Origin of the sequence: Hydrogenophaga sp., assembly GCF_048549895.1 — a bacterium.
In the GTDB taxonomy this organism is placed as follows: Bacteria; Pseudomonadota; Gammaproteobacteria; order Burkholderiales; family Burkholderiaceae_C; genus Hydrogenophaga.
In genome coordinates this window covers 1-22,254 of sequence record NZ_JBLYYB010000037.1, presented here as the reverse complement: position 1 = coordinate 22,254, position 22,254 = coordinate 1, and the positions used below count along the sequence as shown (strand labels likewise).

The window sequence follows — 22,254 nt, the reverse complement described above, 5'->3', positions numbered from 1 at the left end:
GGTTAAAAAAGCTGGCCCAAGCTTTGCTAGTGGGACGTCCGAGGGGCAATACCGCCGTATGTATCGCTAAAGGACGTGTCATGAAACTCATCAACTCCACCGTTGCTGCGGCCGTACTGGCTCTGGGCAGCATCGCGGCGGGCTCGGCACATGCCGACACCGTCATTTTCAACAATGCCCTTGCGGCCAATGCGACGGTTGCATTGGGCGTGAACGACGATGGTTCGCTGAACACGGCGACCGGCAACGTCGCGCAAAACTCCAGCCGCACGGGCCTCGCCTACAACTTTGGCACACCCGAAAGCTCCAATTGGCAAGACTCGACGTCCCCTGGCTGCTTTTGTGAAGGCTGGGGCGTGTCGGTGAACGGCACCACGAGCGGGTACGCGAACGTGTCCACCGACGGTGGACCCGTCAACCTGTCGTTTGGTGCTGCCACGGGCGTCGGCCCCACGAGCGTGACAACCTTGGCAGCCCTGACCAGTCTGGCAGGCCTGACCGTGACCCATGCCTATGCCGTATCGGGCGCCACCAGCGCGCTGTTCCAAAGCACGGTGACGATCAGAAATGACACCGGCGCCACCGTGAATGACGTGAAGTACGTCCGCGTGATGGACTGGGACATTCCCCCAACTGAGTTCGCTGAGTACGTCACCATCAAAGGCACGGCCACGACCACGCTGCTCGAGAAATCGCACAACAACGGGTTCAACACCGCCAACCCCCTGAACGACTTTGGCCCACGTGACCCGGCCACTGTAGACGTCGATTTCACCGATAACGGAATCGATGACCATGGCGCCTACTTCCGCTTCAACTTCGGCTCCCTGGATGACGGCGAAGAGTACACCTTCAGCATCTTCTACGGCGCCGCAGGCAACGAGGCTGACGCACTGGCAGCCGTGGCCGCCGCAGACATCGAGCTCTACTCGTTCGGTCAGTCCTCGGACGGTGGAGAAATCACGGGCTCGCCGGCGACCTTCATCTTTGGCTTCAGCGGCGTCGGCGGCATCCCGGTCGGCGAAGTGCCCGAGCCAGGTTCGCTGGCCTTGGTGGGCCTCGCGTTGGCGGGTCTGTGCTACGCACGCCGTCGCCAACAAGCCTGAGCCTCTCCTAGAAGACGCTCCGAGCGTCTCTGACAAGACCCCCGCACCACGTCGGTCCGGGGGTTTTTCTTTGGCTTCCCGCTAAGATGGTTTCATGACATACACGTTCCGCTTCGCCCCCCGTCGGCCACTGCCCGCTGCGACGCTGGTGCTGGCCTTGCTCGCAGGCGCCGCCGCTGATCTCGCGGCAGCGCCGGTGGTGAACGACATCTCAAAGCCCGCCAGCGGCGTGGCCGAAGACGCGTATCGGCGCGGTATTGAAGCGCTGGGAAAGAACGATCTCAAAACAGCCGAGACCAGCTTTCGTGAAGCCCTCCGGCAAAACCCCCAGATGGTTTCAGCGCTGCTGGCCATGGGCGAGATCGCCTTCATGTCCCGGCGAACTGATGACGCCGGCCGCTGGATCGAGCAGGCTGTGAAAGCAAACCCGACCGACGCCAACGCGCAAGCGTCCCTGGGTCGATTTCTGGCGCTCAAAGGCCGACGTGCCGAAGCTGAAGTGGCCTTGAAACAGGCGGCCGCGCTGGATGGCAAGGCATTCCGCCCTCGCGTCGACCTTGCCGACATGCTGCTCTCGCGCGGCGATGCCGAGGCAGCCATCCCGCTGTACCGGGAGGCCTTGGCGATTTCGCCCGACCATCCCGGTGCTCGCTACGCACTGGGTCAGGCGCTGTTGTCGGCGGGATACCCGGCGGCAGCGGCGACTGAATTGACTCAGGCCGCATCCCTGGCCAAAGGCAATCCGCTTCCGCTGGTGGCGCTGGCGAGGGCAGAGTTCGCGCGCAAGCAGCCCGACGCAGCGATGAAGGCGGTCGATCAGGCGTTGCAGATTCAACCGACCCTGGTGGAGGGGCTCATCCTCAAAGGTGACCTCCTCGAAAGCCGTGGACTGCCAGAGCCCGCCCTCAGGCACTACGAACGCGCGTCTCAACTTGCTCCCAAGCTGGCGTTGCCGCATTTGCGCACCGGGATGGTCCAGCAACAACGCGGTCAGCCTGATGCGGCGAACAAGGCGTATCAACGCGTCATTGAACTCGATCCGAAACAACCCGTCGCGCTGAACAACCTGGCTGCGCTGGCCGTGGCGCGTGGCCAAAACCTCAAGCAGGCCGAGTTGTGGGCGCGCCGTGCAGTGGCTGCTGCACCACGCGCCGCGCAACTCCACGACACCCTGGCATCGGTGCTGCTTGCGCAAGGAGACCACAAGGGCGCTGTGTCAACGCTCATGACAGCCACCGAACTCGCGCCCAGAGATCCATCGATCCGCTACCACCTCGGCAAGGCACTGGCCAAAGCCGGTGACAAGGCACAAGCGCGCAAGGTGCTTCGGGAAGCATTGGCACTGACGCCCGATTTTCCCTCAGCGGCCGAAGCACAGAAACTTCTCGACAGCCTCGGATCCTCCTGATCTTCCGCATTTTTCAGCGCACAGCGCATCGAAGCGCAGCCGTGCGCAGTGGGCCACCACCGACAGTGTCAGAAACACCGTCAGAAAAGCAAAAAGCCCACCTGTTGAGGTGGGCTAAGTGCTTGATTTTATTTGGTGGCCTGGGACGGAATCGAACCATCGACACGCGGATTTTCAATCCGCTGCTCTACCAACTGAGCTACCGGGCCTGAGAGAAGCGAGATTGTAGCAGCTTCCGTCGCCCCACTTTCCGGGCGCGGGGGCTCAAAGTGCGTTGCGTTTGCTGCGCGCCAGGTCCACGCCGAGCTGCTTGAGTTTGCGGTAGAGGTGGGTGCGCTCCAGACCGGTTTTTTCGGCGACCCGTGTCATGGAGCCGGCTTCCTTGGCGAGGTGGTACTCGAAGTAAGCCTTTTCGAACTCGTCGCGGGTTTCGCGCAGCGGACCTTCGAGGTTGAAGGACTGCGACGGCTGCGGCCCCATGTCCATCTGCGGCTCGGGCAGGCTGCTGCCGGTCATGGCGGCTTCGACTGTGAGTTCCATCGACAGCCCGGGTATCAGCCGAACCGGTGCGGCGATGGTGCTGGTCTTGGGTGGTGTCTTGTTGAGGCCCTGGTCCACCGCCTTGAGCAGCTTGGCCATGGTGATCGGCTTTTCGAGAAAAGCGGTGGCGCCGATGCGCGTGGCTTCCACCGCGGTGTCGATGGTGGCGTGGCCACTCATCATGATCACCGGCATCGACAGCAAGCCTGTGCTGGCCCACTCCTTGAGCAGCGTCACGCCATCGGTGTCGGGCATCCAGATGTCGAGCAGCACGAGGTCGGGCCGCAACTGGGCTCGCACGGCGCGGGCCTGGGCCGCGTTCTCGGCCAGTTCGACCGTGTGACCTTCGTCGTTCAGGATTTCGGACAGCAAGTCCCGGATGCCCAGTTCATCGTCTACAACCAGAATTGTTGCCATGGCGCGGTGTGTTTCCCTCGGTACTTGTTGTCAATTCGCAACCGCGAATGATAACGACACTTGCGCGCCGACCACCTTGCCATCGGTCACACGGTTGCTGAGGTCCACGCGTCCGCCGTGCTCGTCCATGATTTTCTTGACCACGGCCAGGCCCAGCCCGGTGCCTTTGACTTTGGTCGTCACATAAGGCTCGAACGCGCGCTTGAGGATGTGCTCGGCAAAACCGGGGCCCTGGTCGAGCACCGAGAGGCGCACCCACTGGCCAGAGTCGGAGCAGCGGGTGCGCAGCAGCACCTGCGCATCGGGCACGCCGGCCATGGCGTCCTGGGCGTTTTGCACCAGGTTGTGCAGGATCTGGCGCACCTGCTGCGGATCGGCCTGCGCCAGCGGCAGGTCGTCGGCGGCTTCCAGGCGCACGGGCACGGCGGCGTTGTCGTAGAGCGAGAGGATGTCGCGCGCCAGCGCATTGAGATCGACCGGTTGCAGCTGCGCAGCGGGCAGGCGGGCGTAGTCGCGGAACTCGTTGACCAGGCGCTTCATGGCGTCGACCTGGTCGACGATGGTGCGCACCGATTTGTTGAGGATGGCCTGCTCGGCAGGTTGCACCTTGCCGTCGAGCTTCATGGCCAGGCGCTCGGCCGAGAGCTGGATGGGCGTGAGCGGATTCTTGATCTCGTGCGCCAGGCGCCGCGCCACCTCGCCCCAGGCCTTGGCGCGCTGGGCCGAGACCATTTCGGACACGTCGTCGAACACCAGCAGGCGCTCGTTGTTGGGCAGCAGCGCGCCGCGCGCGATGAGCGTGATGCCTTCGTCGAACGGCGTCGTGCCGTTGGCGCTGAGTTCAAACGACTGCTGCCAGTAGCCACCTTCGTGCGGGGTCTGGTCGGACAGAAATCGTTCGAACTGCTGCAGCACCGCGGACGAAAACGTTTCCAGCCCGGGCACGGTGGCCAGGGGCTGGCCCATGTGCAGGTTGAGCGGTGTGCGCAGGATGCGCGCGGCGCCGGGGTTGACGCTTTGCAGGCGGCCCTGCTGGTCGAGCACCACGACGCCAGCGGTGAGGTTGTCCAGGATGGTCTGCAGGTTGTCGCGCGCGGCGTCCACCTGCTCCATGCTTTGCTGCACGGCGGCGCGTGCGTCCGAGAGGTCTTGCGTCATGAGCGCGAAGGTGCGGGTGAGTCCGGCGAGCTCATCGCGCGAGGTGAGCGATTTCTTGGGCGAGAGGTCGCCAGTGGCCACTTCGCGCATGCCCTCGGCCAGCACCAGCAGCGGGCGGATCAGCTGGTTGCCCAGCAACACCGCCAGCAGCACCGCGCCGAACACGGCCAGGAACAGCGCCAGCGTGAGCGTGCCGATGTACATGCGCCGCAGGCCCTCGCGCGCCAGGGCGCGTTCCTGGTACTCGCGGTTGGCAAGTTGCACCGCCAGCGCGTCGGACACCAGCGCAGCGGGCAGGGGAGCCACCACCTGCAAAAAACGCGGCTCGGTGTTGAAGCCGAAGCTGGGCGGACTGACCAGCGCCAGCACCTTGATGCGCGCCTGGCCGGCGGCGATCACCGCCTCCATCTCGCCGTCGGTGCCTTCGTCCAGTCCTTCGATCTGCGCCACCACGCGCGAGCTCCGAACACTGCGCAACTGGGCGGCACTGGGTCGTTCGGGGCTGAGGTCAAAGCGCGACAGGCCCGAGCTGCCCAGCGCCTGACCCGAGGCGCTCCAGAGAATGAGGTCGGTCACGCCGAGCTGTTCACGCAGGCGCTCCAGCGCCAGCACAGCCGACGAATTGGGTGTGCGTCCCAGGCCCTCGGCGGCCACCCGGGTCTTGCTGCTGAGGTCGGCGGCGAGCGTGTCCAGCGTGGTACGCCCCAGGTTCAGGCCGGCGGCCAGTGCCGACTCCACGCGCACGTCGAACCAGCTCTCGATGGAGCGCGAGACAAACTGGTACGACACGGTGTAGATGAGCAGGCCGGGCAGCACGCCGACCAGCCCGATGATGGCCGCCAGCTTGATCAGCAGGCGGCTGCCGAACTTGCCGCGCCTGAACCGCATGGACAGCCGCACACCCAGCCACACGATGACCAGCAGCAGAAAGCCCGCCACCGCCACGTTGATGGCCACCAGCCAGCCGAAGTTTTGTTCGTAGAGCGCGCGGTTGCGTGTGGCCAGGGTGAGCAGAAACAGCAGCACCATGCCGACACCGGTCATGAAAACGATGCCGGCACCGATGGCCCAGCGCACAGCCCCGGGCCGCTTGCGTGGGTTGGAAAGGGTGCTGTCTGGGTTCACGGTGGTGGGCAGTGGGCACGCTGACGCGCGTCGACGTCAGCGCACGGGGGCTGTGGCTTCCGCATCGATCCGGGCGCTGGCGTTGGGCGGCACCTCCACGCTCTCGCCCGCCGGGGCAGCGGGCGCTGGTGGCCGGTCGGGCTCGACGCGCTGCGGCACGTTGATCCGGTCACGCACCTCGATGTTCCATTCCCGCTGGTTGCCGATTCCGATCTGGAACGGGCGTGGCAGCAAGGACAGGTCCAGGCGGAAGGCAAATTCGAGGTAGTGGTCCTCGTCGGTGGACAGGCGCGCCGCCTCGGCGATCTTCCAGCGGGTGACCCGCCCCACACCGGCCAGCGCATCGGCGAGCGAGTCGTAGTTCTGGTGCAGGGCGTACTGCAGCCCGGCCCCACCGGCGATGGCGCCGGCGTCGTTGGACAGGCTCACGCGCCAGCGCCGGGTGAGCGGTTGGTACGCCAGGCGCAGGGTGCGAGTGACGCTGGCGATGCGGCGGTCGGCCCAATACCAGCGCTCGCGGTAGACGTCGGCCTGCCAGACGAAATACAGCGGCACCGACTTGAGCAGCGTCTCCTCCACCACCTGCTCTGGCGACAGCTCCATGCGGGCGGACAGGTACAGCGCTTCGGTCGTGCGCTGCAGATTGAGCTGGAAGACCTGGGGTTTCTGCGTCTGGGCTTGCGCTGCGAGGCACAGGGCAAGCACCCACACGGCGAAGAGCCGGCCCACCCAGGATGCCTTCATGACACCCACCCACCGCGTCTGGCGCGGTGACAGGTCAAGGCGCGGCCTTGTCGAGGCAGGTGTAAAAAAATCCGTCATATCCACCCACCGGATTGTCGTTGAACTGCCCTTGCACAGCGGCTGATGCGGGCAGCAAATGGCCTGGAGAGGGTCGATGCACCGCATTGGTGTGGCGCTCAAGGAACGCTTGCACCTGCTCAGCGCCCTCGGCCCGGAAAACCGAGCAGGTGGCGTAGACCAGGCGCCCGCCCGGTTTGAGCAAGGGCCAGAGCGCTTCCAGCAGTCCGCGCTGCACTTTGACGAGCTGATCCACGTCGCTGGCTCGGCGCAGCCAGCGCACATCGGGGTGGCGGCGCACGATGCCGGAGGCAGTGCACGGCGCATCGAGCAGGATGGCGTCGAACGGCTGGCCGTCCCACCAGGTGGCGGGCTTGGCCGCATCGGCGCAGCGCACCTCGGCGCTCAACCTCAGGCGCTTCAAGGTGTCGTCGACACGCTCGCAGCGGTGGGCGTCCACGTCCAGCGCCAGCAGGCTCACGTCGGCGCGCTCCAGCAGGTGGGCGGTTTTGCCACCGGGCGCTGCGCAGGCGTCAAGCACGCGGTCGGCGGTGCTCCAGTTGCGGCCTTCGAGCAGCAGCGCCGCAGCCAACTGGGCGGCGGCATCCTGCACCGAGCAATGGCCCTGCGCAAAGCCCGGCAGGCGCGTCACTGGCTGCGGCGCGTCGAGCACCAGGCCGTCCGCCCCCACGGGGGTGGACGCCACGCCGATGGCCAGCAAGGCCTGCTGGTACGCAGCGCGCTCCACCCGGCGGCGGTTGACGCGCAGCGTCATGGGGCCGGGCTGGTTGTTGGCCTTCAGGATGGCCTGCCAGTGCTCGGGATGGTCGCGCTGCAGGCGCTCGATCCACCACAGCGGGTGGTTCCAGCGCGCCACCGGAAGGCGCATGGCCGCAGCCAGCAGCGCCGGGCGCTCGCGCAGAAAGCGGCGCAGGCAGGCGTTGATGAAGGCCGCCTGGCGCGCGGTGCCTCGGTCTTGCCGCGCTGCGTCCACTGCCTGATTGACCACGGTGTGGGCCGCGTAGTGCAAGCCGCTGGAGGAGCCCGCTTCGGCGTCTTCCAGCATCAGGCTCAGAGCGCTGCACAACAGGGCCTGCACCGCCGCTTCGGGCTTGCGCTGGACCAGTTGCTCCACCAGCGCGCGGGCGGTGCCCAGATGGCGCAACACATGGAACGTGAGGGCCTGCACACCCGGGCGCAGTTCGGACGCGACCTGCGGCAACACGTCGCTGAGCGACTGCCCTTGCTCCACCGCCCGCACGCAACGCGCCGTGTGGCGCAACTGGGTGGCCAGGCTGGGGCCCAGCGGTGCGCCGGGTGGGCGAGAGGCGGGTGAGGAAGGGGCGGCCGAGGCGGTCAAGCGGGTTCCGGACAAAGGTGTGGGACCGGTGAGGGTACCAGCACAGCCTGCCGCGAGGGCTCGTCAGATCAGCGTCCAGCCCGGTGCGTCCTGGCCGGGGGCATCGGCTGCAGGAGCCGCATCAACCGGTGTTTCCCGATGCAGCGGCAGCGGACCCGGGTTGCGACCGTAGATGCGTCGAATCCGCTCGGTCAGCGGCGGGTGCGAATCGAACCAGCCCGCGACCTTGCCCGACTCGTTGGCCACCAGCAGCATGTGCTGCACCACCGACCCCACGGTGCGCGTCTCCACGCCGTCGTTCTGCTGCGTCAATGCCTTGCGCAGCACACCGCCCAGGCCGTCGCGGCTGCGCGTCCATTGCACGGCCCGCGCATCCGCCAGCAGCTCGCGCTGGCGCGACACCGCCGCCTGCAAGGCATGGCCCGCCACCCAGCCCAACCAACCCGCGGCCATGACGGCCAGGCCGATGAGTGCGGCGGCCATGCGCCGGTCCTTGGTGTCGGGCTCGAACAGCGCCTGGCCCATGCGGTAGAGCATCTCCAGACCAAACACCATGCCCACCAGCCGCATGTTCAAACGCGTGTCGCCCTCCCCGATGTGGCTGAACTCGTGCGCCACCAGCCCCTGCAGCTCCTCGCGCGTGAGGTACTCCAGCGCACCCTGGGTGACCGCCACCACCGAGTCGTCCTCGTCCCAGCCGGCCGCAAACGCGTTGATGCCCTGGTCGCGCGCCATCACCATGGCCTGCGGCCGCTGCACATTGGAAGCGATCGCCATCTCGTCAACGATGTTGCAAAAGCGTTGCTCGTCGAAGTTGCCCGAGGGCTGCGCCAGCCGCGCGCCCAGCTGCTCGGCCAGGCGCACACCACCACCCTCGCTCAGGCGCGAGGTTTCCACCCACCAGCCGCCCAACACAAACAACAGCGTGACAGCGGTGTTGACCTCAAAAAAGTAGCGCGGGAAGCTCAGGCCGCCCGGCATCCAGAAACCCCAGCTCAGGCCCCAGGCCAGCGCCAACATGGCGTTGACGGCGAACAGCAGCAGCAGGACCGTGACCCCGAAAGCCAGCAGCAGGCGTGCGGTCTCGCCACGTGCCTCGCGCTGGAATTCGAAGAACCGCATGCCCGGAGCCGCTGTGGATCTGGCTTCAGAACTCGACCTTCACGGGCTGGCGCTCCACGTCGCTGGTGGTGGACTCCAGCATGGCCTGCGGCACAAAGTTGAACAGCCGCGCCACGATCAGCGTGGGGAACTGGGCCGCCGCATCGTTGAACTCGAGCACGTTGTCGTTGTACGCCTGGCGCGCAAACCCGATGCGGTTTTCGGTGCTGGAGAGCTCTTCGCTGAGTTCGCGCATGTTCTGGTCGGCCTTGAGATCGGGGTAGGCCTCGGCCACGGCAAACAGCCGGCCCAGAGCACCCCCCAGCAGTTGTTCAGCGCCGACCAGGGCACCCAGCGCCCCCGCGTTGAGCGGGCTGCCGGCCGCCGTCTGTTCGGCCGTTTTGGCCTGGTTGCGTGCAGCGATCACCGCCTCCAGCGTCTGAGACTCGTGGGCCAGGTACTTGCGCGCCACCTCCACCAGGTTGGGAATCAGGTCGTAGCGCCGCTTGAGCTGCACATCGATCTGACCAAATGCGTTGGCGATGGCGTTCTTCAGCCGAACCAGGCGGTTGTAGGCACCCACTCCCCAGAAAAACACAGCAAGCCCCACCCCCAGCAACACCCACAGCGAAACGGACATCTCCGGCACTCCTTGTATGCGACCCCGCCCCCCGGCAGGCCGAGCCAATATACCCGTGGCCCTCGGCCCACGCGCGGGACGCCACCATGAAAAAAGCCCCCGGTCGGATGACTGGAGGCTTCTGAAGATTCGACGGCGCGAAGGGTGTTCAACCCAGAAACACCGCGGAACCGGCTTTGCCGGGCCGCAGGTGTTGCCCCCTTGAGAGGGTGGCGCGCAGCGCCGCGGGGGAGGGCCCTATTATTCAGCGGACTCGTTCGCGCTGGACGCGTCGGCCTGCTCGGCCTGATCGGCCGCCAGCGACACGGCATCGGCCTCGGCGATGGCACGGCGTTCTTCGTCGTCCATCTTCTCCTTGACCTTGCGCGCCTCGTGGTAAGCCATGCCGGTACCGGCCGGGATCAAGCGACCCACGATCACGTTTTCCTTCAGACCCCGCAGCTCGTCGCGCTTGCCCATGATGGCCGCCTCGGTCAGCACCCGGGTGGTTTCCTGGAAGGAAGCCGCCGAGATGAACGAGTCGGTCGACAGCGACGCCTTGGTGATACCCAGCAGGATGTTGCTGAACACCGCTGGCAGCTTGCCTTCGGCGCGCAATGCGTCGTTGGTGTTGAGGATCTCCGAACGCTCGACCTGCTCACCGGCGATGTAGCTCGAATCACCCACGCTGTCCACGACCACACGGCGCAGCATCTGGCGAACGATCACCTCGATGTGCTTGTCGTTGATCTTCACGCCCTGCAGGCGGTAAACGTCCTGCACTTCGTCGACGATGTAGCGGGCCAGCTCTTCCATGCCCAGCAGGCGCAGGATGTCTTGCGGATCGGCCGGGCCGTCCACCACGCTCTCGCCCTTGTTGACCACCTGGCCCTCGTGCACCAGGATGTTCTTCTCCTTGGGGATGAGGTCGTCCCACACCTTGCCTTCGGGGTCGGTGATCTGCAGGCGAACCTTGCCCTTGGTTTCCTTGCCGAACGACACGGTACCGGTCATCTCGGCCAGCATGCCCTTGTCTTTCGGGCTGCGGGCTTCGAACAGCTCGGCCACACGCGGCAGACCGCCGGTGATGTCGCGCGTCTTCTGACCTTCCACAGGAATGCGGGCGAGCACCTCGCCAGGGCCCACGTCCATGCCGTCGCGCACCTGGATCAACGAACCGATCTGGAAGCCGATGGTCACCGAGTGGTCGGTGCCCGGGATCTTCACTTCGTTGCCTTGCCCGTCGATCAGCTTGACCTGCGGACGCACGACCTTGGCCACGCCGCGGCGCTTCGGATCGATCACCACCAGGGTCGACAGACCGGTGACATCGTCCACCTGCTTGGCCACGGTGAGGCCTTCCTCGACGTTCTCGAAACGCACCTGACCGGCGAATTCCGTGATGATCGGGCGGGTGAGCGGGTCCCAGTTCGCCAGGATGGCGCCGGCCTTGATGTTCTGATCGGCTTTCACCGACAAGATCGCACCGTACGGCACCTTGTGGCGCTCGCGCTCACGACCATGTTCGTCGTGGATGATGATTTCGCCGGAGCGCGAGATCACCACCAGTTCGCCCTTGGTGTTGGTCACGTAGCGCATGGTGGCGTTGAAGCCGATCACGCCGCTGGACTTGGCTTCCACGCTGGAGGCCACCGCCGCACGCGACGCCGCACCACCGATGTGGAAGGTGCGCATGGTCAGCTGCGTGCCGGGTTCACCGATGGACTGCGCGGCGATCACGCCGACCGCTTCACCGATGTTGACCAGACCACCACGGCCCAGGTCGCGGCCGTAGCACTTGGCGCAGATGCCGAAGCGGGTTTCGCAGGTCAGTGCGGTGCGCACTTTCACCTCGTCGACCGCGGCGGCTTCCAGCATGTCGAGCATGTCTTCGTCGAGCATCTCGCCGGCAGGCACCAGCAGGGCACGGGTCTCGGGGTGCGTCACTTCCTCGGCCGTGGTGCGGCCCAGGATGCGGTCGCGCAGCGATTCGATGACCTCACCGCCTTCAACGATGGCGCGCATCAGCGTGCCGTTGGTGGTGCCGCAGTCCTGGGTGTTGACCACCAGGTCCTGCGTCACGTCCACCAGGCGGCGCGTGAGGTAGCCCGAGTTCGCGGTTTTCAGTGCCGTGTCGGCCAGGCCTTTGCGAGCGCCGTGGGTCGAGATGAAGTACTGCAACACGTTGAGGCCTTCACGGAAGTTCGCCGTGATGGGGGTCTCGATGATGGAGCCGTCGGGCTTGGCCATCAGGCCGCGCATGCCGGCGAGCTGGCGGATCTGCGCAGCAGAACCACGCGCACCCGAGTCGGCCATCATGTAGATGGAGTTGAACGACTCCTGATCCACTTCCTTGCCATGGCGATCGGTGGTCTTCTGCTTGGCCAGCTGGGCCATCATGACCTTCGAGATCTCGTCACCGGCCTTGCCCCAGATGTCCACCACCTTGTTGTAACGCTCACCTGCGGTCACCAGACCGGAGGCGTACTGCTGGGCGATTTCCTTCACCTCGTTTTCGGCGCGGTCGATGATGGCCGGCTTCTCCTTGGGCACCAGCATGTCGTCCACAGCGATCGAGATACCGGCGCGCGTGGCCAGACGGAAGCCGTTTTGCAACAGCTTGTCGGCGAACACCACGGTTTCCTTCAGGCCGCACTTGCGGAACGAGGTGTTGATCAGGCGCGAGATTTCCTTCTTCTTCAGCGGCTTGTTCAGCACGTCGAAAGGCAGACCACGCGGCAGGATCTCGGAGAGCAGCGCACGGCCCACGGTGGTGTCCACCAGCGAGGTCGACGACGTCCATTCACCCGTGGCCTTGTCCAGCGTCTGCTGGGTCAGGCGCACGCTGATCTTGGCGGTGATTTCCACCACGCCGTTGTCCAGCGCACGCTGCAGCTCGGACAGGTCGGCAAAGATCATGCCCTCGCCCTTGGCGTTGATGCGGTCGCGGGTGGCGTAGTACAGACCCAGCACCACGTCTTGCGACGGCACGATGGACGGCTCGCCGTTGGCGGGGAACAGGATGTTGTTCGAGGCCAGCATCAGGGTGCGCGCTTCGATCTGCGCTTCCACCGACAGCGGCACGTGAACGGCCATCTGGTCACCGTCGAAGTCGGCGTTGAACGCAGCGCAGACCAAGGGGTGCAGCTGGATCGCCTTGCCTTCGATCAGGATGGGCTCGAACGCCTGGATGCCCAGGCGGTGCAGCGTGGGTGCGCGGTTGAGCATCACCGGGTGCTCTTTGATCACCTCTTCCAGGATGTCCCACACCACCGGCGTGCCGGCTTCGACTTCCTTCTTCGCGGCCTTGATGGTGGTCGCGATGCCCATGGCTTCCAGGCGCGAGAAGATGAAGGGCTTGAACAGCTCCAGGGCCATCAGCTTGGGCAGGCCGCACTGGTGCAGCTTGAGCGTTGGGCCGACCACGATGACCGAACGGCCCGAGTAGTCGACGCGCTTGCCCAGCAAGTTCTGGCGGAAACGACCGCTCTTGCCCTTGATCATGTCGGCCAGCGACTTGAGCGCGCGCTTGTTGGCGCCCGTCATGGCCTTGCCACGGCGGCCGTTGTCCAGCAACGAATCAACCGCTTCCTGCAGCATGCGCTTCTCGTTGCGCGCGATGATTTCAGGAGCCTTCAGCTCCAGCAGGCGGCGCAGACGCGAGTTGCGGTTGATGACGCGGCGGTACAGGTCGTTCAGGTCGGAGGTGGCAAAGCGGCCACCGTCCAGGGGCACCAGCGGACGCAGGTCCGGCGGCAGAACCGGCAGCACGTCGAGCACCATCCACTCGGGCTTGATGCCCGACTTCTTGAAGGCTTCCAGCACTTTGAGGCGCTTGGCGTTCTTCTTGATCTTGAGCTCGGAGCCGGTCAGGTCGTTGCGCAGCTTTTCGATCTCGATGTCGAGGTCGATCGCTTGCAGCAGTTCCTTGATGCCTTCGGCGCCCATCTTGGCCACGAACTCGTCGCCGAATTCCTTGCGCTTGGCGTCATAGTCGTCCTCGGACATGATGCCGAACTTCTTCAGCGGGGTCATGCCGGGGTCGGTCACCACGTAGGCTTCGAAGTACAGCACGCGTTCGATGTCGCGCAGCGTCATGTCCAGGATCAGGCCCAGACGCGATGGCAGCGATTTCAGGAACCAGATGTGGGCGCAAGGCGCGGCCAGGTCGATGTGGCCCATGCGCTCGCGGCGCACCTTGGTCTGCGTGACTTCAACGCCGCACTTCTCGCAGATGACACCACGGTGCTTCAAACGCTTGTACTTGCCGCACAGGCATTCGTAGTCCTTGATGGGGCCGAAGATCTTGGCGCAGAACAGGCCGTCGCGCTCGGGTTTGAACGTGCGGTAGTTGATGGTCTCGGGCTTCTTGACTTCACCGAAGGACCACGAGCGGATTTTTTCCGGCGAGGCCAGGCCGATGCGGATGGCATCGAAGTGTTCGTCGGGTGTGAACTGTTTGAACAGGTCGAGCAAAGATTTCATGTGACTCTTTCCAAATCGTTAATCAGTTGAGGACAGAGCAAAAATTGCTGTGCAATTCATTGGTCTGTCCCACAAGGTCTCAGGACCGCTCAAGCTCAATATCGATACCGAGCGAGCGGATCTCCTTGACCAGCACGTTGAACGACTCGGGCATGCCGGCGTCGATCGTGTGCTCGCCCTTGACGATGCTCTCGTAGACCTTGGTGCGACCCTGCACGTCGTCCGACTTGACGGTGAGCATTTCCTGCAGGATGTACGAGGCTCCGTAGGCTTCCAGCGCCCACACCTCCATCTCGCCGAAACGCTGGCCACCGAACTGCGCCTTGCCGCCCAGCGGCTGCTGGGTGACGAGCGAGTACGGGCCGGTCGAACGGGCGTGCATCTTGTCGTCGACCAGGTGGTGCAGCTTCAGGAAGTGCATGTAACCCACGGTGGTCTTGCGCTCGAAGGCGTCACCCGTGCGGCCGTCGTACAGCTGTGCCTGGGTGCGGGTGGCGGTCAAGCCCTTGATCTCGGCAATGTCGTCCGGATACGCCAGCTTGAGCATGGTGCGGATCTCGTCTTCCGAAGCACCATCGAACACCGGGGTGGCGAATGGCACACCGGTGGTGAGGTTCTCGGCCATCTCGACCACTTCGGCGTCGCTCAGGTTGCCCAGCGCTTCTTTCTTGCCGGCCTGGTTGTAGATGGTGTCGAGGAAACCGCGCAGTTCGGAGACCTTGGCTTCGGCTTGCAGCATGTCGCCGATGCGCTGGCCCAGGCCCTTGGCGGCCCAGCCCAGGTGGACTTCGAGCACCTGGCCCACGTTCATGCGCGAAGGCACGCCCAGCGGGTTGAGCACGATGTCCGCAGGGGTGCCGTCAGCCATGTAGGGCATGTCTTCCACGGGCACGATCTTGGAGACCACACCCTTGTTGCCGTGGCGGCCGGCCATCTTGTCACCGGGCTGCAGGCGGCGCTTGACGGCCAGGTAGACCTTGACCATCTTGAGCACGCCAGCCGGCAGTTCGTCGCCCTGCGTGAGCTTCTTGCGCTTTTCTTCGAACGCGAGGTCGAAGCTGTGGCGCGTCTGCTCCATCGAGTTCTTGATGGACTCCAGCTGGGCCGCCACGGTCTCGTCGGCCGGGCGGATGTCGAACCAGTGGTACTTCTCGACGTCGTCCAGGTAGGCCTTGTCGATGGTCGTGCCCTTGGACAGCTTCTTCGGGCCACCGTTGGCCAGCTTGCCGATCAGCAGCTTCTCGATCCGGTCGAACGCGTCGGCTTCCACGATGCGCAGCTGGTCGTTCAGGTCCAGGCGGAAACGCTTGAGCTCGTCGTCGATGATCTGCTGGGCGCGCTTGTCGCGGGTGATGCCTTCGCGGGTGAACACCTGCACGTCGATCACGGTGCCTTGCGAGCCCTGGTCCACGCGCAGCGAGGTGTCCTTCACGTCGGAAGCCTTCTCGCCGAAGATCGCGCGCAGCAGCTTCTCTTCGGGCGTGAGCGTGGTCTCGCCCTTGGGCGTGACCTTGCCCACCAGCACGTCGCCGGGCAGCACTTCGGCGCCCACGTAGATGATGCCGGAGTCGTCCAGGCGGTTGAGCTGTTGCTCGGCCAGGTTGGGGATGTCGCGGGTGATTTCTTCCGCGCCCAGCTTGGTGTCGCGTGCCATCACCACCAGTTCCTCGATGTGGATCGAGGTGTAGCGGTCTTCGGACACCACCTTTTCGGAGATCAGGATCGAATCTTCGAAGTTGTAGCCGTTCCAGGGCATGAAAGCGATCAGCATGTTCTGGCCGATCGAGATCTCGCCCAGGTCGGTCGACGCGCCGTCGGCGATCACGTCACCCTTGGCCAGCAGGTCGCCCTTCTTCACGATGGGGCGCTGGTGGATGTTGGTGTTCTGGTTCGAACGCTGGTACTTGATGAGGTTGTAGATGTCCACACCCACTTCACCGGCCACCGCTTCAGCGTCGTTCACGCGCACCACGATGCGGGTCGCGTCCACGTAGTCGACCTTGCCGCCACGGGTGGCGGTCACCACGGTGCCGGAGTCGATCGCGGCGACGCGCTCGATACCGGTGCCCACCAGCGGTTTTTCAGGACGCAGCACAGGCACGGCCTGGCGCGACATGTTGGCGCCCATCAGCGCGCGGTTCGCATCGTCGTGCTCGAGGAACGGCACCAAAGATGCCGCCACCGAGACGATCTGCGCTGGCGACACGTCCATGTACTGGATGGTGTCGGACGGCGTCAGGATCGACTCGCCTTTTTCACGCGCAGAGACCAGGTCACCGGTCAGGCGGCCTTCGCCGTCGAGCGTGGCGTTGGCCTGCGCGATGACGTACTTGCCTTCTTCGATGGCCGACAGATAGTCGATCTGGTTCGTGACCTTGCCTTCGATCACGCGGCGGTACGGGGTTTCAATGAAACCGTACTCGTTCAGGCGAGCGTAGAGAGCCAGCGAGTTGATCAGACCGATGTTCGGGCCTTCAGGCGTCTCGATCGGGCAGACGCGACCGTAGTGGGTCACGTGCACGTCGCGCACCTCGAAGCCGGCGCGCTCGCGGGTCAGACCGCCCGGGCCAAGGGCCGACACGCGGCGCTTGTGGGTGATCTCGGCCAGCGGGTTGGTCTGGTCCATGAACTGCGACAGCTGCGACGCACCGAAGAACTCCTTCAAAGCCGCGGAAATCGGCTTGGAGTTGATCAGGTCGTGCGGCATCAGCGGCTCTTGCTCGGCCTGGCCCAGACGCTCTTTCACGGCTTTTTCGATACGCGCCAGACCGGTGCGGTACTGGTTCTCGGCGAGTTCGCCGACGCAGCGCACGCGGCGGTTGCCCAGGTGGTCGATGTCGTCGACTTCGCCACGGCCGTTGCGCAGGTCCACGAGGATCTTGACCACAGCCAGGATGTCTTCGTTGGACAGCACCATCGGGCCAGTGGATTCGTCGCGACCCACGCGGGCGTTGAATTTCATGCGGCCCACGCGCGACAGGTCGTACGTGTCCGGGTTGTAGAACAGGCGGTGGAACAGGGCCTGCACCGCGTCTTCGGTTGGCGGCTCGCCGGGGCGCATCATGCGGTAGATGGCCACGCGCGCTGCGAACTCGTCGGCGGTTTCGTCGATGCGCAGGGTCTGCGAGATGTAGGCACCCTGGTCGAGTTCGTTGGTGTAGAGGCACTGCAGGTCCTGCACACCGGCGGTGCGCAGTTTCTTCAGCAGCACTTCGGTCAACTCTTCGTTGGCCTTGGCGATGATCTCGCCGGTGTCCTCGTCCACGATGTTGCGCGCCACCACGCGACCGATCATGAAGTCTTCGGGCACGCTGATGTGCGTGGTGCCCGACTGCTCGAGCTCGCGGGTGTGGCGCACGGTGATGCGCTTGTCTTTCGCGACCACGACCTTGCCGGCCTTGTCGGTGATGTCGAAACGGGCGACTTCACCGCGCAGGCGCTCGGGCACGAATGCCATCTGCGCGCCGCTGTCCATCACACGGAAGTGGTCGTTGACGAAGAAGTTGGCCAGGATGGTTTCCGGCGTCAGGCCGATGGCCTTGAGCAGGATGGTGACCGGCATCTTGCGGCGACGGTCAACCCGGAAGAACAGCACGTCCTTGGGATCGAATTCGAAGTCGAGCCAGGAACCGCGGTAGGGAATGATGCGAGCGGAGAACAACAGCTTGCCCGAGCTGTGCGTCTTGCCCTTGTCGTGTTCGAAGAACACACCGGGCGAACGGTGCAGCTGCGACACGATCACGCGCTCGGTGCCGTTGATGATGAAGGAGCCCTTCTCGGTCATCAGGGGCACTTCGCCCATGTAGACCTCTTGCTCTTTCACTTCCTTGATCACCTTGGACTGCGCGGTCGAGGACTCGCGGTCATAGATGATGAGCTGCACGCGGGCGCGCACAGCGGATGCGAAGGTCAGACCACGGGTCTGGCATTCACGCACGTCAAAAGCCGGCTTGGCCAGGTTGTACTCAACGAACTTCATCTCCACAAAACCGTTGTGGGAGACGATGGGGAAAGCGGCTTCAAACGCCGCCTGCAGGCCCTCGTTGGTGCGCTTTTTCGGCGCGTTGTCGGCTTGCAGGAACGCGGTGTAAGCGTCCTTCTGCATCTGCAACAGGTAGGGAATCGCGAGAACGTTTTCGCGGGTACCAAAGCTCTTGCGGATGCGTTTGCGTTCGGTGTATGAGTATTTCGATGCTGGGGCCATGAGATCTCCGGGCTTGAGGTCTGCGGCGACTGTCTTGCCTACCAGGGGGACGGATTCCTGGTGGCTTTCTTGGTGGCTGGCCTCTACCAACCATTGGCGGACGGCCTGTGCGTTGCACACAGGCCCGAACCAAGTCGTTTTCTGCAGTCGGGGTCAGAAAACACTGGTAAACAAACTCATGGAATTTGCTTGCCGGTGTTTCAACAAAACATTCAAAAGCGGGGTCTGCGACCGGGCTTTTGAGTGCGCTCTGAAAGCACAGAAGGCTGGAGGCCCTTGCGAGCACTCCAGCCTCGGGGAACGAGCGAATTACTTCAGCTCGGCCTTGGCGCCGGCTTCCACCAGCTTCTTCACGGCTGCGTCGGCGTCGGCCTTGGCAATCGCTTCTTTCACGTTCTTCGGTGCGCCATCGACCAGGTCTTTGGCTTCTTTCAGGCCCAGACCGGTGATTTCGCGAACGGCCTTGATGACCGAAACCTTGTTGGCGCCGGCTTCGAGCAGCACGACGTTGAACTCGGTCTTCTCTTCAGCAACAGCAGCAGCACCGCCACCACCGGCTGCGGGTGCGGCCATGGCGGCTGCGCTCACGCCAAACTTCTCTTCGATGGCTTTCACCAGGTCGTTGAGTTCCATGACCGTCATGCTGTCCAGCGCGGTCAAAAATGCGTCTTTATCGAATGCCATTTTGATTTCCTAACAATTGGTTGAACGAACGGTGCGCGCCACTCAGGCAGCAGCCGCTTCTTCGGCTGCCACAGGGGCAGCGCCTTCGCCTTTTTTCGCCGCCAGCGCGCCCAGCACAACGGCCGTACGCGACATGGGCGACATCAGCAAGCCACACAGCTGAGCCAGCAACACTTCTTTCGAAGGGATGCTTGCGAGCTGCTTCACGCCATTGACGTCCAGGACTTTGCCACCGTACACACCGGCGCGAATGACCAACTTGTCGTTGGTTTTCGCGAACTCGGCCACCACTTTTGCGGCGGCCACGGCATCGACGGAGAAGCCATAGATCAGCGGACCGGTCATCTGGTCGGCGGCCACTTCAAATGCGCTGCCAGCAACCGCGCGGCGGGCCAGGGTGTTTTTCAACACGCTCAGGCTCACACCGTTGCTGCGGGCTGTGACGCGCAGTTTGTCCATGTTCGCGACCGTGATGCCACGGTATTCCGCCATCACGAGCGTTTGAGCTTTTGCGGCGAGGCTGGTCACTTCGGAAATGACCGCTTCTTTCTCACTGCGATTCAGACTCAAGGTCTACTCCTTAAATGTGTCTTCGGTCCAACGACCTGAGACACGCCTCATTGCAGCGATCAACTGTTTCGGAACGGGTTCCATCTGCAGCGGGATCGCCATCTGCGTTGGCTTGTCACAATTAAGTCGGACCGCATTCCAAAGAACTTGATCCGACACCAACGGTCTTGGATGGCCCCGGGGACCGGTCATCACAACCGGCCCCTGGGCCCACCACACCCGGGCAACCTGCGTCACCCGAATTCTTTCTCGCGATTACGCCGAGATGGATTGCATGTCCACACGAACGCCGACACCCATGGTCGACGACACCGCTACCTTGCGCAGGTACACACCTTTGCTGGTGGCTGGCTTGGCCTTGGTCAGAGCGTCGAGCAGGGCCACCAGGTTGCCCTGGAGCTTGTCGGCTTCAAACGAACGGCGGCCGATGGTGCCGTGCACGATGCCGGCCTTGTCGACACGGAACTGGACCTGGCCAGCCTTGGCGTTGCGCACAGCCTGGGCCACATCGGGCGTCACGGTGCCGACCTTCGGGTTGGGCATCAAACCGCGCGGACCCAGGATCTGACCCAGGGTACCGACGACGCGCATGGCGTCCGGCGAAGCGATCACCACGTCGAAGTTCATGTTGCCGGCCTTGATGTCGGCAGCCAGGTCGTCCATGCCGACGATGTCGGCACCGGCGGCCTTGGCTTCTTCGGCCTTGGCACCTTGGGCGAACACAGCCACGCGCTTGGTCTTGCCGGTGCCATTGGGCATCACGACGGCGCCACGCACGACCTGGTCGGATTTCTTGGCGTCCACGCCGAGCTGGATCGCCACGTCGATGGATTCGTCAAACTTGGCGTTCGCGCATTCCTTGATGATGGCGATCGCTTCGGTCAGGGCGTACAGCTTGTTGCTGTCGACCTTGCCTTCGAAGGCTTTCTGTTTTTTGGTCAGCTTGGCCATTTACACGCCCTCCACAATCACGCCCATCGAGCGGGCCGAACCGGCGATGGTGCGCACGGCAGCGTCCACATCGGCAGCGGTCATGTCTTTCATCTTGGTCTTGGCGATCTCTTCGAGCTGTGCGCGCGTGATCTTGCCGACCTTGTTCTTGTTGGGCACCGAAGAGCCCTTGTCGAGCTTGATCGCCTTCTTGATCAAGGTGGTCGCCGGCGGCGTCTTGATGATGAAGGTGAAGCTCTTGTCCGCGTACGCCGTGATCACCACGGGCAGCGGCAGACCTGGCTCAACGCCCTGGGTCTGGGCGTTGAACGCCTTGCAGAACTCCATGATGTTCAGGCCGCGCTGACCCAGTGCCGGGCCGATCGGAGGGGAAGGGTTGGCCTTGCCAGCTGGGACTTGCAGCTTGACGAAGCCGACGATTTTTTTCGCCATTTTTTAGCTCCTGCGAGTGCAGACGGTTGCCACTGTGGACAACCTCCTCGCGGTTGGGGACCCGGAAAACTTCAGCAGCGCTGGCGTCGGGCCGACCCGCCAGCACCTGAAAAAATCAGGTTTTTTCGACCTGGCTGAATTCGAGTTCGACCGGCGTGGCACGACCGAAGATGGTCACCGACACGCGCATCTTGTTCTTCTCGTAGTTGACTTCTTCGACCGTGCCGTTGAAGTCGGTGAAAGGGCCTTCCTTCACACGCACGTACTCGCCCACCACGAACTCCACCTTGTGGCGCGGCTTGTCGGTGCCTTCCTGCATCTGGTTGACGATCTTCTGAACGTCTTCCTCGGAGATCGGGGCCGGGCGATTCTTGGCACCACCCACGAAGCCGGTGACCTTGTTGGTGTGCTTCACCAGGTGCCATGTGTCGTCGTCCATCACCATTTCCACCAGCACGTAGCCGGGGAAAAACTTGCGTTCGGTGGTGCGGCGCTGGCCGTTTTTCATCTCGACCACCTCTTCGGTGGGCACGAGGATGCGGCCAAACTTGTCTTGCATGCCGGCGCGGTTGATGCGCTCGACGATATTGCGTTCTGCGGCTTTTTCCATGCCCGAGTAGGCGTGGACCACATACCAGCGCATGCCTTCTGCGGCCACACCGTCGGTCACGGGACTGTTTTGCTCGGTCATTATTTTCTCCAGCCCAGGATCAGGTCGTAGAACAGCCATTCGACCGTCTTGTCGGTGAGCCACAGAAAGAGCGACATCACCAGCACGAAGGCGAACACATAAGCCGTCATCTGGATCGCTTCCTTGCGAGCAGGCCAGACAACCTTTTTTACTTCACGCCAGGAGTCGCGACCAAAGGCCACCAACTGCCTGCCCGACTCGGACACGCCAAACACCACCACAGCCGCACCCAGCAACACGATCAGCGCACCCCACTGCACCAGGGCACCGCGCGACGACAGCAAATAGAAAGCGACAAACGAGCCCAACAGCAACGCGATGGCAACCGCCAGCTTGGCCTTGTCGGCGCCGGTGTGGACGGTTTGTACTTCGGAGGTGGCCATGGATATCCAGACAAAACTGTTCAAAAAACGCGCTCAAAACCCGAAAGCTTGAGACACGCAAGCCCACCAGAGGTCTTGACGACTTCGGTGGGCTTGTCAACCACTCAGCAGGGCCGGATCCGCTTCCGGGCTTCCCTGTTGGGTGGCAGGGGCAGTAGGAATCGAACCTACAACCTTCGGTTTTGGAGACCGACGCTCTGCCAATTGAGCTATACCCCT

Annotated in this window: 16 protein-coding genes and 2 tRNA genes; 2 read left to right on the top strand and 16 right to left on the bottom strand. The window is 63.9% G+C overall.

What is annotated here, in order from left to right; translation table 11 throughout:
- The first annotated feature begins 80 nt into the window (after window positions 1-80).
- Window positions 81-1,106, top strand: coding sequence for a PEP-CTERM sorting domain-containing protein (locus ACN4F8_RS03130; RefSeq protein WP_419472256.1), 1,026 nt, complete (start codon window positions 81-83; stop codon window positions 1,104-1,106).
- A gap of 196 nt (window positions 1,107-1,302) precedes the next feature.
- Window positions 1,303-2,514 (top strand): tetratricopeptide repeat protein, encoded by a 1,212-nt coding sequence (locus ACN4F8_RS03125; protein ID WP_419472255.1) that lies wholly within the window; start codon window positions 1,303-1,305, stop codon window positions 2,512-2,514.
- A 133-nt stretch (window positions 2,515-2,647) separates the two neighbouring features.
- Here the strand turns inward: ACN4F8_RS03125 and ACN4F8_RS03120 are convergent.
- From ACN4F8_RS03120 to ACN4F8_RS03045, 16 genes are all read right to left on the bottom strand, one after another.
- Window positions 2,648-2,723 (bottom strand) — tRNA-Phe (locus tag ACN4F8_RS03120).
- 55 nt (window positions 2,724-2,778) lie between these two features.
- The gene (locus ACN4F8_RS03115; protein ID WP_419472254.1) at window positions 2,779-3,471 is read right to left on the bottom strand and encodes a response regulator; all 693 of its coding nucleotides are present in this window, start codon (window positions 3,469-3,471) and stop codon (window positions 2,779-2,781) included.
- A 30-nt stretch (window positions 3,472-3,501) separates the two neighbouring features.
- On the bottom strand, window positions 3,502-5,754 hold the full coding sequence (locus ACN4F8_RS03110; protein ID WP_419472253.1) for an ATP-binding protein: 2,253 nt from the start codon (window positions 5,752-5,754) through the stop codon (window positions 3,502-3,504).
- A 36-nt stretch (window positions 5,755-5,790) separates the two neighbouring features.
- A complete protein-coding gene (locus ACN4F8_RS03105) occupies window positions 5,791-6,498 on the bottom strand; it encodes a DUF4390 domain-containing protein (RefSeq protein WP_419472252.1) in 708 nt (235 codons plus the stop codon).
- Window positions 6,499-6,532: 34 nt separating this feature from the next.
- Window positions 6,533-7,930, bottom strand: a complete 1,398-nt coding sequence (rsmB, locus tag ACN4F8_RS03100) for a 16S rRNA (cytosine(967)-C(5))-methyltransferase RsmB (RefSeq protein ID WP_419472251.1) — start codon at window positions 7,928-7,930, stop codon at window positions 6,533-6,535.
- Between the two features lie 48 nt (window positions 7,931-7,978).
- Entirely contained in the window at window positions 7,979-9,037 is a 1,059-nt protein-coding gene (locus ACN4F8_RS03095; protein ID WP_419472250.1) for a M48 family metalloprotease, read from the bottom strand.
- A 25-nt stretch (window positions 9,038-9,062) separates the two neighbouring features.
- Window positions 9,063-9,656, bottom strand: coding sequence for a LemA family protein (locus ACN4F8_RS03090; RefSeq protein WP_419472249.1), 594 nt, complete (start codon window positions 9,654-9,656; stop codon window positions 9,063-9,065).
- A gap of 240 nt (window positions 9,657-9,896) precedes the next feature.
- Complete coding sequence (rpoC, locus tag ACN4F8_RS03085; RefSeq protein ID WP_419472248.1) at window positions 9,897-14,120, bottom strand: DNA-directed RNA polymerase subunit beta'; 4,224 nt, start codon at window positions 14,118-14,120, stop codon at window positions 9,897-9,899.
- Between the two features lie 79 nt (window positions 14,121-14,199).
- Window positions 14,200-18,324, bottom strand: a complete 4,125-nt coding sequence (gene rpoB / locus ACN4F8_RS03080) for a DNA-directed RNA polymerase subunit beta (protein WP_419472247.1) — start codon at window positions 18,322-18,324, stop codon at window positions 14,200-14,202.
- Between the two features lie 309 nt (window positions 18,325-18,633).
- Window positions 18,634-19,008 carry a 50S ribosomal protein L7/L12 gene (gene rplL, locus ACN4F8_RS03075; protein ID WP_419472246.1) on the bottom strand — a complete coding sequence of 125 codons (375 nt, stop codon included), beginning with the start codon at window positions 19,006-19,008 and terminating at the stop codon, window positions 18,634-18,636.
- 42 nt (window positions 19,009-19,050) lie between these two features.
- Window positions 19,051-19,578, bottom strand: a complete 528-nt coding sequence (rplJ, locus tag ACN4F8_RS03070) for a 50S ribosomal protein L10 (protein WP_069048047.1) — start codon at window positions 19,576-19,578, stop codon at window positions 19,051-19,053.
- 255 nt (window positions 19,579-19,833) lie between these two features.
- Window positions 19,834-20,529, bottom strand: coding sequence for a 50S ribosomal protein L1 (gene rplA / locus ACN4F8_RS03065; protein ID WP_056267428.1), 696 nt, complete (start codon window positions 20,527-20,529; stop codon window positions 19,834-19,836).
- A complete protein-coding gene (gene rplK / locus ACN4F8_RS03060) occupies window positions 20,530-20,961 on the bottom strand; it encodes a 50S ribosomal protein L11 (RefSeq protein WP_056267423.1) in 432 nt (143 codons plus the stop codon).
- Window positions 20,962-21,076: 115 nt separating this feature from the next.
- Window positions 21,077-21,652: a transcription termination/antitermination protein NusG gene (gene nusG, locus ACN4F8_RS03055; protein ID WP_056267420.1), complete on the bottom strand. Its 576-nt coding sequence runs from the start codon at window positions 21,650-21,652 to the stop codon at window positions 21,077-21,079.
- On the bottom strand, window positions 21,652-22,035 hold the full coding sequence (gene secE / locus ACN4F8_RS03050) for a preprotein translocase subunit SecE (RefSeq protein WP_419472245.1): 384 nt from the start codon (window positions 22,033-22,035) through the stop codon (window positions 21,652-21,654). Before secE ends, nusG begins: the two co-directional genes overlap by 1 nt.
- Before the next feature lie 143 nt (window positions 22,036-22,178).
- Window positions 22,179-22,254: transfer RNA gene (locus ACN4F8_RS03045), tRNA-Trp, on the bottom strand.

What these genes read in the sequence shown, in the direction of transcription:
- ACN4F8_RS03130 (WP_419472256.1), top strand. Translation starts at nt 81, where the DNA reads ATGAAACTCATCAACTCCACCGTTGCTGCGGCCGTACTGGCTCTGGGC.
- ACN4F8_RS03115 (WP_419472254.1), bottom strand. Translation starts at nt 3,471, where the DNA reads ATGGCAACAATTCTGGTTGTAGACGATGAACTGGGCATCCGGGACTTG.
- ACN4F8_RS03105 (WP_419472252.1), bottom strand. Translation starts at nt 6,498, where the DNA reads ATGAAGGCATCCTGGGTGGGCCGGCTCTTCGCCGTGTGGGTGCTTGCC.
- ACN4F8_RS03095 (WP_419472250.1), bottom strand. Translation starts at nt 9,037, where the DNA reads ATGCGGTTCTTCGAATTCCAGCGCGAGGCACGTGGCGAGACCGCACGC.
- ACN4F8_RS03090 (WP_419472249.1), bottom strand. Translation starts at nt 9,656, where the DNA reads ATGTCCGTTTCGCTGTGGGTGTTGCTGGGGGTGGGGCTTGCTGTGTTT.
- rpoC (WP_419472248.1), bottom strand. Translation starts at nt 14,120, where the DNA reads ATGAAATCTTTGCTCGACCTGTTCAAACAGTTCACACCCGACGAACAC.
- rpoB (WP_419472247.1), bottom strand. Translation starts at nt 18,324, where the DNA reads ATGGCCCCAGCATCGAAATACTCATACACCGAACGCAAACGCATCCGC.
- rplL (WP_419472246.1), bottom strand. Translation starts at nt 19,008, where the DNA reads ATGGCATTCGATAAAGACGCATTTTTGACCGCGCTGGACAGCATGACG.
- rplA (WP_056267428.1), bottom strand. Translation starts at nt 20,529, where the DNA reads ATGGCCAAGCTGACCAAAAAACAGAAAGCCTTCGAAGGCAAGGTCGAC.
- rplK (WP_056267423.1), bottom strand. Translation starts at nt 20,961, where the DNA reads ATGGCGAAAAAAATCGTCGGCTTCGTCAAGCTGCAAGTCCCAGCTGGC.
- nusG (WP_056267420.1), bottom strand. Translation starts at nt 21,652, where the DNA reads ATGACCGAGCAAAACAGTCCCGTGACCGACGGTGTGGCCGCAGAAGGC.
- secE (WP_419472245.1), bottom strand. Translation starts at nt 22,035, where the DNA reads ATGGCCACCTCCGAAGTACAAACCGTCCACACCGGCGCCGACAAGGCC.